Annotated in this window: 16 protein-coding genes; 13 read left to right on the forward strand and 3 right to left on the reverse strand. The window is 44.3% G+C overall.

The features are described 5' to 3' along the window. From R7E51_RS13435 to tatC, 4 genes are all read left to right on the forward strand, one after another. Nucleotides 1–921 (forward strand): AarF/UbiB family protein (locus tag R7E51_RS13435; RefSeq protein ID WP_318073658.1); only part of this gene is annotated, 921 nt, incomplete at its 5' end. A 52-nt stretch (nt 922–973) separates the two neighbouring features. Next, entirely contained in the window at nt 974–1,219 is a 246-nt protein-coding gene (gene tatA / locus R7E51_RS13440) for a Sec-independent protein translocase subunit TatA (protein WP_005382958.1), read from the forward strand. A 3-nt stretch (nt 1,220–1,222) separates the two neighbouring features. After that, nucleotides 1,223–1,621, forward strand: coding sequence for a Sec-independent protein translocase protein TatB (gene tatB / locus R7E51_RS13445; RefSeq protein ID WP_158157092.1), 399 nt, complete (start codon nt 1,223–1,225; stop codon nt 1,619–1,621). 68 nt (nt 1,622–1,689) lie between these two features. Continuing rightward, a complete protein-coding gene (gene tatC, locus R7E51_RS13450; RefSeq protein ID WP_005379234.1) occupies nt 1,690–2,442 on the forward strand; it encodes a twin-arginine translocase subunit TatC in 753 nt (250 codons plus the stop codon). A gap of 460 nt (nt 2,443–2,902) precedes the next feature. Here tatC and R7E51_RS13455 read toward each other — a convergent pair whose 3' ends face one another. After that, nucleotides 2,903–3,664, reverse strand: coding sequence for a TatD family hydrolase (locus R7E51_RS13455; RefSeq protein ID WP_130544871.1), 762 nt, complete (start codon nt 3,662–3,664; stop codon nt 2,903–2,905). Nucleotides 3,665–3,848: 184 nt separating this feature from the next. Between R7E51_RS13455 and hemB the strand changes: the two genes are divergently transcribed. From hemB to R7E51_RS24115, 4 genes are all read left to right on the forward strand, one after another. Continuing rightward, nucleotides 3,849–4,910, forward strand: coding sequence for a porphobilinogen synthase (gene hemB, locus R7E51_RS13460; RefSeq protein ID WP_031777176.1), 1,062 nt, complete (start codon nt 3,849–3,851; stop codon nt 4,908–4,910). A gap of 127 nt (nt 4,911–5,037) precedes the next feature. Continuing rightward, nucleotides 5,038–5,472 (forward strand): GNAT family N-acetyltransferase, encoded by a 435-nt coding sequence (locus R7E51_RS13465; protein WP_005379245.1) that lies wholly within the window; start codon nt 5,038–5,040, stop codon nt 5,470–5,472. Nucleotides 5,473–6,091: 619 nt separating this feature from the next. After that, complete coding sequence (gene polA, locus R7E51_RS13470; protein ID WP_132936672.1) at nt 6,092–8,878, forward strand: DNA polymerase I; 2,787 nt, start codon at nt 6,092–6,094, stop codon at nt 8,876–8,878. A 193-nt stretch (nt 8,879–9,071) separates the two neighbouring features. Then, nucleotides 9,072–9,119: a hypothetical protein gene (locus R7E51_RS24115; RefSeq protein ID WP_438356636.1), complete on the forward strand. Its 48-nt coding sequence runs from the start codon at nt 9,072–9,074 to the stop codon at nt 9,117–9,119. Nucleotides 9,120–9,625: 506 nt separating this feature from the next. On the opposite strand, the gene yihA is transcribed toward R7E51_RS24115, so the two are convergent. Beyond that, nucleotides 9,626–10,285, reverse strand: a complete 660-nt coding sequence (gene yihA, locus R7E51_RS13475; RefSeq protein ID WP_017635019.1) for a ribosome biogenesis GTP-binding protein YihA/YsxC — start codon at nt 10,283–10,285, stop codon at nt 9,626–9,628. A 159-nt stretch (nt 10,286–10,444) separates the two neighbouring features. Between yihA and R7E51_RS13480 the strand changes: the two genes are divergently transcribed. The 5 genes from R7E51_RS13480 (at nt 10,445) to hemN (ending at nt 15,153) form a co-directional block, all read left to right on the forward strand. Next, nucleotides 10,445–11,062: a c-type cytochrome gene (locus tag R7E51_RS13480; RefSeq protein WP_005379248.1), complete on the forward strand. Its 618-nt coding sequence runs from the start codon at nt 10,445–10,447 to the stop codon at nt 11,060–11,062. Between the two features lie 838 nt (nt 11,063–11,900). Next, on the forward strand, nt 11,901–12,539 hold the full coding sequence (locus R7E51_RS13485) for a class I SAM-dependent methyltransferase (RefSeq protein ID WP_017821951.1): 639 nt from the start codon (nt 11,901–11,903) through the stop codon (nt 12,537–12,539). Next, the gene (yihI, locus tag R7E51_RS13490; protein WP_005379252.1) at nt 12,539–13,081 is read left to right on the forward strand and encodes a Der GTPase-activating protein YihI; all 543 of its coding nucleotides are present in this window, start codon (nt 12,539–12,541) and stop codon (nt 13,079–13,081) included. The genes R7E51_RS13485 and yihI overlap by 1 nt, the downstream gene beginning before the upstream one ends. Nucleotides 13,082–13,088: 7 nt before the next feature. Beyond that, nucleotides 13,089–13,577 (forward strand): DUF2489 domain-containing protein, encoded by a 489-nt coding sequence (locus R7E51_RS13495; protein WP_005379254.1) that lies wholly within the window; start codon nt 13,089–13,091, stop codon nt 13,575–13,577. A 184-nt stretch (nt 13,578–13,761) separates the two neighbouring features. Beyond that, nucleotides 13,762–15,153: an oxygen-independent coproporphyrinogen III oxidase gene (hemN, locus tag R7E51_RS13500; protein ID WP_054729102.1), complete on the forward strand. Its 1,392-nt coding sequence runs from the start codon at nt 13,762–13,764 to the stop codon at nt 15,151–15,153. Nucleotides 15,154–15,222: 69 nt separating this feature from the next. On the opposite strand, the gene add is transcribed toward hemN, so the two are convergent. Then, complete coding sequence (add, locus tag R7E51_RS13505) at nt 15,223–16,227, reverse strand: adenosine deaminase (RefSeq protein WP_005382965.1); 1,005 nt, start codon at nt 16,225–16,227, stop codon at nt 15,223–15,225. Between the last annotated feature and the right edge of the window lie 55 nt (nt 16,228–16,282).

Consider the following 16,282-nt stretch of genomic DNA (forward strand, 5'->3'; position numbering starts at 1 on the left):
GTCATGGTTTCTGAGCGAATATATGGCATTCAAGTCTCTGATATTGAAGGCTTGAAAGCAAATGGCACCAATATGAAATTGCTCGCGGAACGCGGTGTGAGTGTGTTCTTCACTCAGGTGTTCCGAGACAGCTTTTTCCATGCCGATATGCATCCGGGTAATGTGTTCGTCAAACCCGAACATCCAGAGAACCCAATGTGGATAGGGCTAGATTGCGGAATCGTTGGTACACTTAATAGCGAAGACAAGCGTTATCTGGCGGAAAACTTCCTGGCGTTTTTCAATCGTGACTACCGCCGAGTGGCGGAGTTACATGTGGATTCAGGGTGGGTGCCTGCGGATACCAATGTCGATGAGTTTGAGTTCGCGATTCGCATTGTGTGTGAGCCTATTTTTGCTAAGCCATTGTGCGAAATCTCCTTTGGTCATGTGTTGTTGAATTTGTTCAACACGGCACGTCGATTCAATATGGAGGTTCAGCCACAGCTTGTACTGTTGCAAAAAACGCTGTTGTACGTGGAAGGGCTTGGTAGGCAGCTATATCCTCAACTTGATTTGTGGGAGACCGCAAAACCGTTCCTGGAGGAATGGATGATGAATCAAGTTGGGCCGCAAGCTCTAGTGAATGCGATTAAAGACCGCGCACCATTTTGGGCAGAGAAATTACCTGAACTGCCAGAGCTACTTTACGATAGCCTGAAACAAGGTAAAGCGATGAATCAACGTATGGATCAGCTTTATCAAGGGTATCGCCAGAGCAAGCGCCAGCAGGCGACAGGAAAGTTTTTGTTTGGCGTTGGCGCGACTTTAGTCGTATGCTCGGCAATATTGGTGAACGATGCTTTTGAGCAGCTTTCGTTGGCCTGCGGTATCGCAGGTGTCACATTTTGGCTGCTTAGTTGGCGAGCTTATCGTCAATAGACGTTAAACTCTTGAAATATTTTTGTTTGTTTAAAGACCCGAGGTAAAGAGAATGGGTGGTATCAGTGTTTGGCAACTTCTAATCATTGCTGTAATTGTTGTATTGCTATTCGGAACAAAGAAACTACGCGGTATCGGTGGCGATCTGGGTGGTGCCGTTAAGGGCTTCAAAAAAGCGATGAGCGAAGATGAACCTGCGAAAAATGACAAAGACGCAGACTTCGAACCAAAAAGTCTAGAAGAGCAGCAGAAAAAAGAAGCTGCTCCTGAAACGAAAAAAGACAAAGAGCAGGCGTAAAACGTGTTTGATATCGGTTTTTGGGAACTGGTATTAATATCTGTTGTTGGTCTGGTCGTTCTTGGGCCGGAGCGTTTGCCTCATGCTATTCGCAGCGTGTCTCGCTTTATCGGTGCCGCTAAGAGTATGGCAAATAGCGTCAAAGACGAATTGTCACACGAGCTGAAAGTCCAAGAGCTGCAAGAAAACTTGCGCAAAGCAGAACAAATGGGGATGGATGATTTGTCCCCTGAGTTGAAATCTTCAGTTGAAGAGTTGAAGAAGGCAGCGCAATCTGTAAATCGTCCTTACGCAAAGAACATCGATTCAGAGGCTGAGCCTGTAAAAACAGAGCCAGCAGCAGAAAAGGTAGAGAAAGCGCAAGAGAGCAAGGTTACAGCGGCAGATAAGAAAGCCGAATAGTCTCATTAGGAGGAGCTACTAGTGATTGGTAGCTCCTTTTTGATCTGGTTTTTAATAAGAGGTTTGCCATGTCTACCGTCGAGCAGACACAACCTTTAATTAGTCATTTGTTGGAGCTTCGCAACCGACTACTGCGTTCAATCCTCGCAGTGTTGGTCGTGTTTGTTGGACTAATTTATTTCTCTAACCACATTTACGAGTTTGTTTCCGCACCTTTAGTAGAACGTCTACCTGAAGGCGCGACCATGATTGCTACGGATGTAGCGTCACCTTTTTTTACGCCACTTAAGCTGACGTTAATTGCTTCGGTATTTATTGCGGTGCCGTTTATCTTGTATCAAGTGTGGGCATTTGTAGCGCCAGGTTTGTACAAGCATGAACGTCGATTGATCATGCCACTGCTGTTCTCTAGTTCGCTATTGTTCTACTGTGGAGTGGCATTTGCCTACTTCGTGGTATTTCCATTGGTGTTTGGCTTCTTTACCGCCATCTCTCTTGGTGGAGTAGAGTTTGCAACTGATATCTCGAGTTATCTCGACTTTGTGCTGGCGCTATTTATGGCGTTTGGTATCGCATTCGAGGTGCCTGTTGCGATTATTTTGTTGTGTTGGACTGGGGCCACTACACCAGAAGATTTAAGACAGAAACGTCCTTATATTATAGTGGCTGCGTTTGTCGTAGGTATGGTGTTAACGCCACCAGACATGATCTCGCAAACCTTACTCGCTATTCCGATGTGTTTACTGTTTGAAGTCGGTTTGTTCTTCGCGCGTTTTTATACTCGTCGAAGCGAAGAAGTAGAAGCGGAAACCGAAGAATAAGGCTAATCTAGATGCGAAAAGCGGCTCAATTGAGCCGCTTTTTTTTGCGGTTGGTTTTTTCTTGGGCTAATTACTTAACTTTCATGACGTAACCACATTTTGTGCATACGTATACTTCCTTGATGCCCAGCAGCTTTTGAAAAAAACTGCGCGGTACGCGTTGTAAGTAAGCACCATGTGTACACACTTCAACTTCCATATTCATGCTGTTTTACATTTGTGCTAATTAATGGGCGTAAATCAGTATAGAAAAATAATGTGTCGAGTTGTCGACAGTTTTGCAAAGCGGACGAAGTAAAGTGACGATATGAGAAGTAAGTAGAGTTGCTAGTTAATTATTATGTTTATCAATAATTTTGTATGGATTGTTCTACTATTTCAACGGGTTGAATCGTCCATTCAATAGTTTAGGTGATAAAAAAGCGACGTTGATTTCGTCGCTTTTTTCAATTCTCGTGAACTAAATATTAAACAGCTTTTTGGCATTCTCAGTCGTTATGGCATCGATGGTTGCGATGTCGACATCACGCAAGTCGGCAACACGTTGTGCAACGAGAGAAGTGTAGGCTGGTTCATTACGTTTACCACGGTGTGGCACCGGCGCTAAATATGGACAGTCGGTTTCTAAAATGACCCACTGCATATCCAAATGTGGAATGACTTTATCCATCCCGCCATTCTTAAAGGTTGATACGCCACCTAAGCCTAAGTGGAAGCCTAGCTCATTGATTGCTTGTGCTTCTTCTAAGCTGCCTCCAAAACAGTGGAATACACCACGCAGACGACCATCTTGCTCTTGTCGCAGCAAAGTGAGTGTTTCTTCAATCGAATCACGAGTGTGGATAACGACCGGTAAATCCATCTCTTTTGCCCAGTTAAGTTGAGCTACGAACGCCATTTCTTGCTCAGCACGATAGGTTTTATCCCAATATAGGTCGATACCAATTTCGCCTACCGCAATAAACTTGTGTTTCTCAAACCAACCGCGGATGATCTCCAACGTTTGTTCAACATTGCTGTCCACATAACAAGGGTGCAGCCCCATCATTGAGTGGCATACGTCAGGATATGTCGCTTCGGTTTTTAGCATGGGCTCAATTGAGTCCAGATCGATGTTTGGCAACAGGATTTTATTAATGCCTTGCGTTAAGGCGCGTTGTACTACTTCATCGCGGTCGTTATCAAATTCGCTGGCATAGATGTGCGCGTGGGTATCGATCATCGTTACTCTCTGTGCTTCATGGTTGGTTTCGTATTCGAAGTATACTTGAGTGTGAGTGCTGGGTCATTTTCAGTTTTTTTCATTACCTTTTTCCAGATTGTCACTCGCAACATGCATCAAGAGTGATATGATTTTGTTCACCAGATGATTTGATCATCATAACCGTCCAGACAAGGAGAAAATGGTGTCTGTATCAATTCAAGGTCCATTCCCTGCACGCCGTATGCGTCGTTTACGTAAGCACGATTTTAGTCGTCGTTTGATGGCTGAGAACCAACTTTCTGTTAATGATCTGATTTACCCAATGTTCATTCTTATGGGTAAAGATCGTCGTGAGAGCGTGGAGTCCATGCCGGGTGTAGAGCGTTTGTCGATTGATTTAATGCTAGAAGAAGCACAATACCTTGCAAATCTAGGCGTTCCAGCAATCGCGCTTTTCCCTGTCGTAAACCAAGACGCTAAAAGCTTATGTGCTACTGAAGCCTACAACCCAGAAGGTTTGGTTCAGCGAGCAGTACGAGCGCTTAAAGAACACATTCCTCAAATTGGTGTAATCACAGACGTGGCACTCGACCCATTCACGACACATGGCCAAGACGGCATCATCGATGAAGATGGCTACGTAATGAATGATGAAACCACAGAAGTATTGGTTAAGCAGGCTTTGTCTCATGCAGAAGCGGGTGCTGACGTAGTCGCGCCTTCAGACATGATGGATGGCCGAATTGGTAAGATCCGCGAAGCATTAGAAAACGCGGGCTACATTCATACTCAAATCATGGCTTACTCGGCTAAGTACGCATCGAACTACTACGGACCATTCCGTGATGCGGTTGGCTCTTCTTCAAATCTAAAAGGCGGCAACAAGAAAAACTACCAAATGGACCCAGCAAACATTGATGAAGCGATTCACGAAGTGGCGCTAGACATCAATGAAGGTGCGGACATGGTGATGGTTAAACCTGGTATGCCATACTTAGATGTAGTTCGCCGAGTAAAAACTGAACTTCAAGTACCGACATTTGCTTATCAAGTCTCTGGCGAGTACGCGATGCATAAAGCGGCGATCATGAATGGCTGGCTCAAAGAGCGTGAAATTGTGATGGAATCACTATTGTGCTTCAAACGTGCAGGTGCAGATGGCATCTTAACGTACTTTGCGAAAGACGTTGCTGAGTGGTTGGCAGAAGAGAATGCACAAACTGCTCAACACCTAAATCGTACTCCGGAAGCGACAGAAGAGTAATTATCGCTCAGTGAGAAATACCAGACCAACAAGAGTTGTTCGTCTGTATATACCCAAGTAACCTCAGGCGGATTACAACAGTAACAATCCAAGGTGCTTGGGTATTTTTATTTTGGAGAAGAGAACAATGACAATGCTGATTCGTGAAGGCACATTGGAAGAAGCACTTCAAGTTGTGGCGCGTGTTACCGAGTTTTCGAAAGGAGAAACGGTAGACTCCATGACTCAACGTTTAGAAGAGAAAAACAGTTTAATCCTCGTTGCAGAAAAAAATGGCACGATTGTCGGCTTCAAAATAGGTTACGAATTAGAGGATGGTGTTTTCTATAGCTGGTTAGGTGGTGTTGTCCCTGAAGCTCGAAATGAAGGCGTGGCACAACTGCTTTTGGAAGCTCAAGAGGATTGGGTGGCAGAACAAGGCTACAACACATTAAAAGTGAAATCTCGAAACCAGTTTCCGGCTATGCTTCGCTTGTTATTGAGAAATGGCTATATCATTGAAAAGTTTGAAGAAAAAGTAAATCTTCGAGAATCTAGAGTGCATTTCATTAAAGCAATGTGAAAATAAATGAGATTTTTTCTCATTTAACTGTTGACTACGAAATGAGAATCATTATTATTAAACATGTCTTAGGGAATGAGGAAAGTTCACAAGGACGTTGAGTGACTTATTAACAGAAGTTAATTAACTGAAAGTTGAGAAGTGATGAAACATTTTTCCGAGAACTTGCACGAATTCTTTTTGACACGACATTGCTCACATTGCTTCCAGTGTAATTTATAGCTTCTTGGTTAAGCTGCTCTATTTACAGAATTTGCTTTACCACTTCTGCTAGGCGACCCCATTCGGGTCGCTTTTTTCTTTTCTACGATTTCTATTTGACGTCACTATTAATATCTTTTCCACATGCGATGATCATTTTAGGATCGTTGATCTTCTCGCCGTTATGTAAATTTATTATTATAAATCAATAGTTTGAGTTGGTGTTTTCTTGTGTTTTTTGTTATTGGATAACCAGTGGATAATTTCTATAAACAGAGTTATCCACAGGGGGTGGTGTTTTCGTGAATAAAGTCGGAAAAATTTACGCGACCTAGATCGAGCGAACAAGATAGATTCAGATCAGCAGTCATGGCATGCTAGGCAGATCTCTCAAGTACTGAATTGGATACAGACAATTATGGCAAGTATTCCTGAAAATCCGTTGATCCTTATCGACGGCTCTTCTTACCTATATCGCGCTTTTCACGCCTACCCGGGCACCATGAGCAATGGTGAAATTCCAACTAATGCCGTTTACGGCGTCGTGAACATGTTACGCAGCATGATGCGTCAGTTTGCGTCTGAGCGCATCGCGGTGGTTTTCGATGCAAAGGGAAAAACCTTTCGTGATGATATGTATGCAGAATACAAAGCGAATCGTCCGCCAATGCCGGATGACCTGCGTTGTCAAATTGAACCATTACACAATGTTATTCGTGCAATGGGTTTGCCGCTGATCTGTGTTCCTGGCGTCGAGGCGGATGACGTCATCGGTACGTTAGCATACCAAGCATCACAAAAGGGCATGCCTGTATTGATCAGTACTGGTGATAAAGACATGGCGCAGCTAGTGGATGATAACATTACCTTGATCAACACCATGACGAACGTCGTAATGGATCGTGAAGGTGTGGTTGAAAAGTTTGGCATTCCACCTGAGTTGATCATCGACTACTTAGCACTGATGGGCGATAAAGTAGATAACATTCCTGGTGTACCGGGTGTCGGTGATAAAACGGCGACCGCACTACTGCAAGGTATTGGTGGTCTGACGAAGTTGTATGAAAACCTCGATGATATTGCAGGGCTTGGTTTCCGTGGTTCTAAAACCATGGCGAAAAAGCTCATCGACAACAAAGAAAATGCCATGCTTTCGTATGAGCTCGCGACCATCAAATTGGATGTTGAGCTTGAGGAAACGCCAGAATCATTGCTGAAAGCGGAACCAAATAAAGACGAATTAGTGAAGCTGTATGGCCAACTGACGTTTAAATCTTGGTTGAATGAACTACTTGAAGGCGGTTCTGGATCTGTGGAGGCCGTAGAGCTTGCAGGATCTTCACAAGCTTCTTCTTCTCAAGCCGAGATGGAAACTTCTGCGGTAACAATCGATCGCAGCCAATATGAAACAATTCTGGATAAAGAAACCTTCAATGCTTGGCTAGATAAACTTCAAACGGCTGAGCTGTTTGCATTTGATACGGAGACCGATAACCTAGATTACATGCTAGCGAATCTAGTTGGTTTGTCATTCGCTGTCGATGAAGGTATTGCGGCTTATGTGCCAGTTGCACATGACTATTTAGATGCGCCTGAACAGCTTGATCGTGATTGGGTACTAGAACAGCTGAAGCCAATTCTTGAAGATGCAGCGAAAGCAAAAGTCGGTCAAAACTTAAAGTATGATGCGTCTGTACTCGCTCGTTACGACATTGAGCTAAAAGGTATCAAGCACGACACGATGTTGGAATCGTATATCTACAACAGTGTCGGCGGTAAACACGATATGGACAGCTTGGCGCTTCGCTTCCTACAGCACAGCTGCATTTCTTTTGAGCAAATTGCAGGTAAAGGCAAAAATCAGCTTACGTTTAACCAAATCGAACTGGAACAAGCATCGCCATACGCGGCAGAAGATGCGGATGTGACCCTTCGTCTGCACAATCGCTTGTTTGCTAATATCGAGCAGGATGAAAGCCTGAAGACAGTTTACGAAGAGATTGAAATGCCGTTGGTGCCAGTTCTTTCGCGCATTGAACGCACTGGGGTCTTTATCGATGAAATGAAGCTGAGTGCGCAGTCAGTCGAGATTACCGCTCGCCTTGATGAGCTTGAAAAGAAAGCGTACGAAATTGCTGAGCAAGAGTTTAATATGAACTCGCCAAAGCAATTACAAGCCATCCTATTTGAAAAAATGGGTTTACCGGTTGTGAAGAAAACGCCATCAGGCACACCATCGACGAATGAAGAAGTTCTGCAAGAACTCGCGCTAGACTACCCACTACCAAAGCTGATTTTGGAATACCGTGGTCTGGCGAAGTTAAAATCAACTTACACCGACAAACTGCCGAAGATGATCAACCCATCAACGGGACGCGTGCATACTTCTTACCACCAAGCAGTGACTGCAACGGGTCGTCTATCTTCTACTGATCCGAACTTACAGAACATTCCAATTCGTAACGAAGCTGGCCGTCGTATTCGTCAAGCGTTTGTCGCGCCATCAGGGTATAAAATCTTAGCGGTCGACTACTCGCAAATCGAACTGCGCATCATGGCGCACCTTTCTGGCGACCAAGCTTTATTGAATGCATTCCGTGATGGCAAAGATATCCACGCGGCAACCGCAGCAGAAATCATGGGTGTTTCTATTGAGGACGTTTCAAGTGAGCAACGTCGTCGTGCGAAAGCGGTTAATTTCGGTCTTATTTACGGCATGAGTGCGTTTGGTTTGGCGAAGCAATTAGGCATTCCTCGTGGTGAGGCTCAAGCGTACATGGATACATACTTTGAACGTTACCCAGGCGTGATGCAGTACATGGAAGACACACGCAGCACAGCAGCAGATAAAGGGTATGTTGAAACGATTTTTGGTCGACGTTTGCATTTGCCAGAAATCAAATCGCGCAACGGGATGCGTCGTAAAGCTGCTGAACGTGCGGCAATCAACGCACCAATGCAAGGTACGGCAGCGGACATCATTAAGAAAGCGATGCTGTTGGTTGATCAGTGGATTCAGGAAGAAGGCAATGGTCGTGTGAAGTTATTAATGCAAGTACACGATGAATTGGTCTTTGAAGTTGAAGAGTCATCATTGTCCGAAATTGAAAGTAAAGTACAGAAATTGATGGAATCTGCAGCAGAGCTAAAAGTACCGTTGGTTGCAGAAGCAGGTCACGGTGATAACTGGGATCAAGCTCATTAGTCACTTTTAGACCAAAATAACCAATTAATTATGAGCCAGCGCACAAACGCTGGCTTTTTTTTGAGATTAAAAAAGCTAGCGCAAAGTTAACTTTGATGTTGCTTAATAAAAATTTCATGAAAAAAAACTACAAAAATTCTTTGCAATTCTGACCAATTGTTGTACATTAATACTCGTAGGGTACAGAGGTAAGATGTTCTATCTTTCAGACCTTTTGTTTCACGTTATTGGATTAGGCTGATTCAGCCGCCCCAGTCAGTTTTTGACTGGGGCGTTTTTTATTGGGCGAAAGAAAATTATTCTTTTGGATCAGCAGCTTAAAGTTAGCCTTCAAAAACCTTCTTTTTTGACCTTTCTAAGTTACTGCAAAATCTCGATTTTTCCTTCAAATTTATTGCGTTATTCATCCTGTAAATTTACGCCAGTCACACTATTATTTTTTCTTGAAAGAAACTAAGTTACATCTTTTTGAAGATTTGCTTGGCTTAACTGTCTGAATTGTAACGCTATTGGGTGTTTTTGGAGTGAATGTTTGGTGATACACAGGAAACAAGAGCGCTTTTTAACCTATTGAAATCGAATCTCAGTTCAGCAATGCTTCGTCACATAACAATAATTACCAATTTTTCTCTCCCGTTATCCCTGCCAGGAAGGCGGGGATTTTTATTGCCTGTTATTTAGTTCAGATAAACAAAAGCCCCACCAAATGGCAGGGCCGTGTCGAAGAAATTTAACAAATATTGTTAATTATTCTTCATCGCTCGCTGGTATCTCTTGTTCGTCTTCTTCTATCAGGTGTGCTAGTGCTGGTGCAAACCAGGTATCCAGTTTTGCACGTAGCTGATCGACACCTAATCCTTTAAGTGAGGAGAACACATCAACAGAAACGTCACCACCGAAAGTTTCTACTTGCTTACGAACTTTCAGTAGAGTTTGCTTGCGTGCACCACTTTTTAGTTTATCTGCTTTGGTTAGCAAAACCTGCACAGGAATGTGGCTATCGATGGCCCAGAAAATCATTTGTTGGTCGAGATCTTTCATTGGATGACGAATGTCCATTAGAACCACTAAGCCTTTTAGGCACTCGCGTTTCTGTAGGTATTCACCCAAAGATTTCTGCCATTTGTTTTTCATTTCTACCGGTACTTGAGCAAAACCGTATCCAGGTAGATCGACAATGTGACAACCTTCTTCTACTTTGAAAAGGTTGATTAATTGCGTACGACCTGGTGTCTTTGATGTCTTGGCTAAGCTTTTTTGATTAGTTAGACGGTTAAGTGCACTCGATTTACCAGCGTTTGAGCGTCCTGCAAACGCAATTTCGACACCTTCGTCTTCCGGCAGGTGACGAATATCGGGTGCGCTGGTGATGAAATGCGTATTTTGGTAATGAATTTTTACGCTCACTGTTAACTCCATCTCGACTTTGTGTAGTCGATTGATTACTTTTTTGTGAAAATGTGTAAAATAACCGTGCTCGGCATAAGGTCGCCTATTGTACCATGAGTGTACGCGGTATGTTCACATTCCGTGGTACTGGAAGCTTGATAATTATAATGGAATGTCATGAAGAAATTAGCGCTAATTTTGAGTCTTTTAGCCAGTTGCTCAGTATGGGCCCAAGGTAATATTGAGGCTGGTAAAGCAAAATCACAAACCTGTGTCGCCTGTCACGGAGCAGATGGCAACAGTGCAATAACAACGTACCCGAAACTCGCAGGCCAACACGCTAAGTATCTTGAGAAGCAGTTAAAAGAACTTAAGCTAGGCATGACAAGTGGTGGTAAACAAGGTCGTTACGATCCTGTAATGAGTGGTATGGCAATGCCACTGAGCGATGAAGATATCGCAGACCTATCTGCTTACTACGCTTCGCTACCAGTTTCAGAAAACTCAACACCTGAAGATGTAGTAGCAAAAGGCAAAACGCTTTATACCGCTGGTGATGCCGAGCGTGGCCTAACCGCATGTATTGCATGTCATGGTCCTCGTGGCAATGGTACTGAGCTTTCAGGTTTCCCGAAAATTTCTGGTCAGCATGCTGACTACATCAAAGCTCAGCTAGAAAAATTCCGTGATGGCGACCGTGGTAATGATATGAATGCCATGATGCGCGACATCGCGAAGAAAATGACAGACGAAGATATCGAAGTGCTGTCTAAATACGTTGGCGGTCTGCACTAATATACCTAAATCGCTCAAGAACCTGCATCTTGAGCTGGTTGGGTAGATGTCCCTACATCGTTCGAGCAACTTGTACAAAAATGCCCTAGTGAATCCACTAGGGCATTTTTGTTCGTGACAGATATCACAGTCGAGTTTGGATGCGAAAGCGATAGTTGGCTCGGCAGTTTGTGAGACATTTGCCATACTTGATGTTGGCTTTTTCTTGTTAGTGTTTTTAAGTTTTTGATTAAATGATAATTTTGATTTTTTAGAAAAATAGGCGGATTATTTTTTCAACCCATTACTTGTGAGCATAACGGGATGGCGTAAAGTAGAAGTCGTTCACAGGGAGTGAATGTAAGGATTTAAGACCACGGTTTAGGTCTCCAAGGATGTAGCTCGGATGCTTGGTGATTTAGAAAGGGATTTAGATAGGTAGGGAGCCTATCAGATAAGGATGGTCATCTCGTCTGACGGTTAAGACAGTGAAACGGATCAGGCACAGGAAGTTGCTCAGTAGACAGGAAGTAAACGGATAGCCAAAATTCATCAGGAAGATGAAAAACAACTCTTTTTGGCAGGGAAAGCTCTAAAAACAAAGGGATCATTGGTGCACCAAATGTGTGCAACACAGTTTCGCCAATTGATGGCACTTAGAAAGCGACAGTCTGACTGTCGCTTTTTTTATATCCGTTGACTTGCTCAGTCGTAACTTGAATTGATATTACTGCACTTATTTAGCTTTATAGGTTGTAAACAAAGTTTTTTAACAAAAATTGCTGAAAAAATACTCAACAACACTCCAATCCGAGTTCACTTTCTGGTATGTTTCGCATCCCTGTTTGAGGAAGTCAGCATGCATACCTGTCCTTTATGCCAAAATCAGCGCACTCACCATTATTTTGAAGATAAGCGTCGTGAATATCTTCAATGTGAGCAGTGCAGCTTGGTATTCGTAAATCCAGACCAACGTTTGGATGCGGAAAGCGAAAAAGCTCACTATGATTTGCATGAGAACAACCCCGATGATTTGGGTTACCGACGCTTTTTGTCGCGTATTACTGACCCGATCACAGAGCGAATTTCTCCACAATCAAATGGTATCGACTTTGGTTGTGGTCCTGGCCCAACGCTCTCCTTGATGCTGGAAGAGGCGGGGCACAACATGGCGTTGTACGATCTCTACTACCACCCTGATACGTCGGTTTTAGAAAAAACGTACGACTTCATGACAGCAACAGAGGTGATAGAGCACCTCTACCACCCAGATTTGGTGTGGAAGCAATGGTTGAATTTAGTTAAGCCAGGGGGCTGGATAGGCCTGATGACGAAAATGGTCATCGACGTGGAGGCTTTCAAATCATGGCATTATAAGAACGATCTCACTCACGTAGTGTTCTTTAGTCGTGACACGTTCCAGTTCCTAGCAGAGCGGGATAAGCTCGAACTCGAATTTATTGGTAATGATGTAATTTTACTGAGGAAACCCCAGTAATGAGCCGTAGTAAAAAATCTAGAAAACCGGGTGCCGCTGGTGCACCTGAGTTTGTTGTAACTCGTAACCGTACAGAATCTGATGTGGAAGGCCGCTTACGCAAGCGTGCTAAAAAGCGTAAAGGTCTGAAAACGGGTAACCGTAACTCAGAAGTTAACGAGCAGAAAAAGCAAGCTGCTGCACAAAATCGCGACCCGCGCTTAGGCAGCAAAAAGAAAATACCTCTGATTGTTGAACCTGCGAAGAAAATGACGAAGCAAGAGCGTCGTTTGTCGGCAGAGCAAGAACTAGAGATGCTAGAAAATGACGCGCAATTGAACGTGTTGCTAGACCGTATTGAAGCGGGTGAAAACCTGGGCACAGGTCTACAGAAATTCGTCGATGAGAAACTCGATCGCATTGAGAAGCTAATGGACCAACTAGGTTTGTTGGAACCTGAAGAAGAGGAAGACTTCACTGCACCTGCTGAGAAAAGCACGCGCAACGATGATGACTTGCTGGCAGATTTCGACGACATTAATTTCGACGACTATAAAGGATAATTAAGCTATGAATGTAACCTTATTAGCTATTGCTGGTGTTGTGATTATCATCGCACTCGCTTCTTATGCAGGTTACCTTCTGCTTCAATTGAAAAAGCAAAAGGAATTGCAGCTGAAGCATCAAAAATTGGCGATAGACAAACGTAACGCCAACATTTTTGAGAATGTGCATACCTTGTGTCAGGCGGGCATTCAAGGGCAGTGCGATTTATCTGAAATCAGTATCCGTGTGTATAACATCATGGATTATGTACAAGGTGAAGACCGCGTTGATTTCGATAAAACGTACCCTGCGATTTCTGAGCTTTACCACATCGTGAAAGATATGGCGCGTGGCGAAGAACGCCAACAACTTGCCAAGAAAGAGCGTATGCAACAGAACTTGACGCGTCATAAAGCGGAAAGCCGCCTCACTGATGCGATTATTGAGGAGCTCAAAGTGTTGCAGAAAAACGTCCAGCCACTGAATAATCAAATCAATATTCAGATGATTTAAGCGCGACCCCCAATAGTCTCCTTATGGCTAATGGGGGTATCGTGATCACGCTAGCACTTCTTTAGTTTTATACTTAAAAAGCCAGTCGGCGTTGCCACGCTTGTCATCGTCGTATGGCAAAATAGCGGCTCTGAATATCGGGTGACGGCTTTCGTTGCCCTAGCATTTAACGGAAAGTACCACCATGTCGAATCAACACACTGAATCGAAACAGCAAATCGTCTGGGATCAAGCGGTATTGGATAAGTACAACTATTCCGGGCCTCGTTATACGTCGTACCCAACGGCGCTGGAGTTTCATGAAGCGTTCACCATTTCTGATTATGATATGGCATGCACTCAATACCCAGAACGCCCATTATCGCTGTACGTACACATTCCGTTCTGTCACAAGCTTTGTTACTACTGTGGATGTAATAAAGTCATTACACGCCACTCGCACAAAGCGGATGAATACCTCGACGTGCTTGAACACGAAATTCGTCAACGTGCTGCATTACTTGTTGGTCGCACCGTGACGCAATTGCATTTTGGTGGTGGTACACCGACGTTTCTCTCTGAAAAGCAAATCACGCGTGTGATGAGCCTGCTACGCCAAGAGTTTACTTTTAGTAGCGATGCTGAAATCAGTATCGAGGTTGACCCGCGTGAAATCGAGCTGACCATGCTGGATCATCTGCGTAGTGAAGGCTTCAATCGCTTGAGCATCGGTGTTCAGGACTTCAACAAAGAAGTGCAAAAGCTGGTGAATCGTGAGCAAGATGAAGAGTTCATCGTTGCGATGGTTGCGCGCGCAAAAGAGTTAGGCTTTCGTTCGACGAACCTAGATTTAATTTACGGTTTACCGAAGCAGACCAAAGAATCTTTTGCCAAGACTCTAGAACAAGTGCTAGAGATGCAGCCGGGCCGTCTATCCGTGTTTAACTACGCGCACATGCCACAGCTATTTGCAGCGCAGCGTAAGATTAAAGACGAAGACCTGCCAAAGGCAGAAGAGAAGATGGCGATTCTGCAAGATACCATCGCGACACTGACTGATGCTGGCTACCAATTTATCGGTATGGACCACTTTGCTTTGCCGGACGATGAACTTGCTGCTGCCCAGCGCGAAGGTATTTTGCATCGCAATTTCCAAGGCTACACCACACAAGGTGAATGTGACTTGGTTGGCTTTGGTGTTTCTGCAATCTCGATGATCGGCGATGCGTACGCGCAAAACCAGAAAGAGCTGAAGAAATACTACGCTCAAGTCAACGAACTTCGTCACGCTCTATGGAAAGGGGTCTCTCTGGACTCCGATGATTTGCTCCGTCGTGAAGTGATTAAGCAGCTGATTTGTAACTTCAAGTTAGACAAGAAAGCCATTGAGTCTGAGTTTAAAGTGAAGTTTGATCAGTACTTTAAAGAAGACTTACAGCTACTTCAGACCTTCATCAACGATGAGCTGGTGGAAGTGGATGACAATGAAATTCGTGTGACGCTGCGAGGTCGTTTGCTGATCCGTAATATTTGTATGAGCTTCGATAAGTACCTGCGAGCAAAGGCACGTCAGCAACAATTCTCTCGTGTTATTTAATCAGAGATACAGATTCAAGATATAAAAAATGCCAGCAGATGCTGGCATTTTTTTATGTTTTCGCTGGATTTAAGCGCGATCTTTTACTTTTTCTCTCAGTTCCGATTTTTCTGCTTCTGAAAGGAACGCAATCTCAAGGCCATTGATTTGCGCTTGGCGAATCTGGTCTTGGCTCAGGCCAGCGGCTGGTGCCGCTACTTCGTATTCGTATGGCAGTTCGATGCCTTCAACCGCTGGATCGTCAGTGTTCAAACACGCAAGAACGCCATGCTCTAGGAACTGCTTGAGAGGGTGGTTTTCTAGCGTTTCTACCGTACTTGTTTGGTAGTTTGACGTCAGGCAAGATTCAATACCAATGCGGTTTTCTGCTAGGTAATCCATCAGTTTTGGATCGTGAATCGCTTTTACGCCGTGACCGATACGAGTTGCGCCCAGCTCATTGATTGCTTGCCACATGCTCTCTGCACCTGCTGCTTCACCAGCATGGACCGTTACCCCAAGGCCAGCATCGCGTACTTGCTTGAAGTGAGACACAAAGCGATCACCCGGTTGGCCTAGCTCGTCACCCGCAAGGTCGACAGCAACGATGTGATCTTTCTGGCTCAGAATGCCGTCCAGTTCTTGTTGACATGCGTCAGTACCAAATGTACGACTCATGATACCGATCAGGTTGGCTTTCACGCCAAAATCGCGCATACCCGCTTGCACACCGTCCACGACGGCTTCAACAACCCCCGCTACTGGTAGTTTGTGTTTCATCGCCATGTAGTAAGGAGAGAAACGCAGCTCTGCGTAATCGATTTGTGCGTTTAGCGCGTCTTCTACGTTTTCGTACGCGACACGACGACACGCATCTAAATCGCCCAGTACAGCAACACCCCAGTCGAGCTTAGAAAGGAAAGCAACAAGAGAGGGTTCCGCTTCGACAATTTGAACGTGAGGAGTGAGAGACTCAATATCGTACGCTGGTAGGGCAATGCCAAACTTTTGGCCTAGCTCAAGAATCGTTTTAGTACGAATGTTACCGTCGAGGTGACGGTGCAAATCAGTAAGAGGAAGGTTCTTCGTTATCATTTTGTCGATCCGGATAGTTATGAACTGGAACAGGGCCCAAACATCATCTGTGACA

This window comes from Vibrio sp. Vb1166 (assembly GCF_033338695.1).
Classification (GTDB): Bacteria; Pseudomonadota; Gammaproteobacteria; order Enterobacterales; family Vibrionaceae; genus Vibrio; species Vibrio alginolyticus.

What these genes read in the sequence shown, in the direction of transcription:
- tatA (WP_005382958.1), top strand. Translation starts at nt 974, where the DNA reads ATGGGTGGTATCAGTGTTTGGCAACTTCTAATCATTGCTGTAATTGTT.
- tatC (WP_005379234.1), top strand. Translation starts at nt 1,690, where the DNA reads ATGTCTACCGTCGAGCAGACACAACCTTTAATTAGTCATTTGTTGGAG.
- R7E51_RS13455 (WP_130544871.1), bottom strand. Translation starts at nt 3,664, where the DNA reads ATGATCGATACCCACGCGCACATCTATGCCAGCGAATTTGATAACGAC.
- R7E51_RS13465 (WP_005379245.1), top strand. Translation starts at nt 5,038, where the DNA reads ATGACAATGCTGATTCGTGAAGGCACATTGGAAGAAGCACTTCAAGTT.
- polA (WP_132936672.1), top strand. Translation starts at nt 6,092, where the DNA reads ATGGCAAGTATTCCTGAAAATCCGTTGATCCTTATCGACGGCTCTTCT.
- R7E51_RS13480 (WP_005379248.1), top strand. Translation starts at nt 10,445, where the DNA reads ATGAAGAAATTAGCGCTAATTTTGAGTCTTTTAGCCAGTTGCTCAGTA.
- R7E51_RS13485 (WP_017821951.1), top strand. Translation starts at nt 11,901, where the DNA reads ATGCATACCTGTCCTTTATGCCAAAATCAGCGCACTCACCATTATTTT.
- yihI (WP_005379252.1), top strand. Translation starts at nt 12,539, where the DNA reads ATGAGCCGTAGTAAAAAATCTAGAAAACCGGGTGCCGCTGGTGCACCT.
- R7E51_RS13495 (WP_005379254.1), top strand. Translation starts at nt 13,089, where the DNA reads ATGAATGTAACCTTATTAGCTATTGCTGGTGTTGTGATTATCATCGCA.
- hemN (WP_054729102.1), top strand. Translation starts at nt 13,762, where the DNA reads ATGTCGAATCAACACACTGAATCGAAACAGCAAATCGTCTGGGATCAA.
- add (WP_005382965.1), bottom strand. Translation starts at nt 16,227, where the DNA reads ATGATAACGAAGAACCTTCCTCTTACTGATTTGCACCGTCACCTCGAC.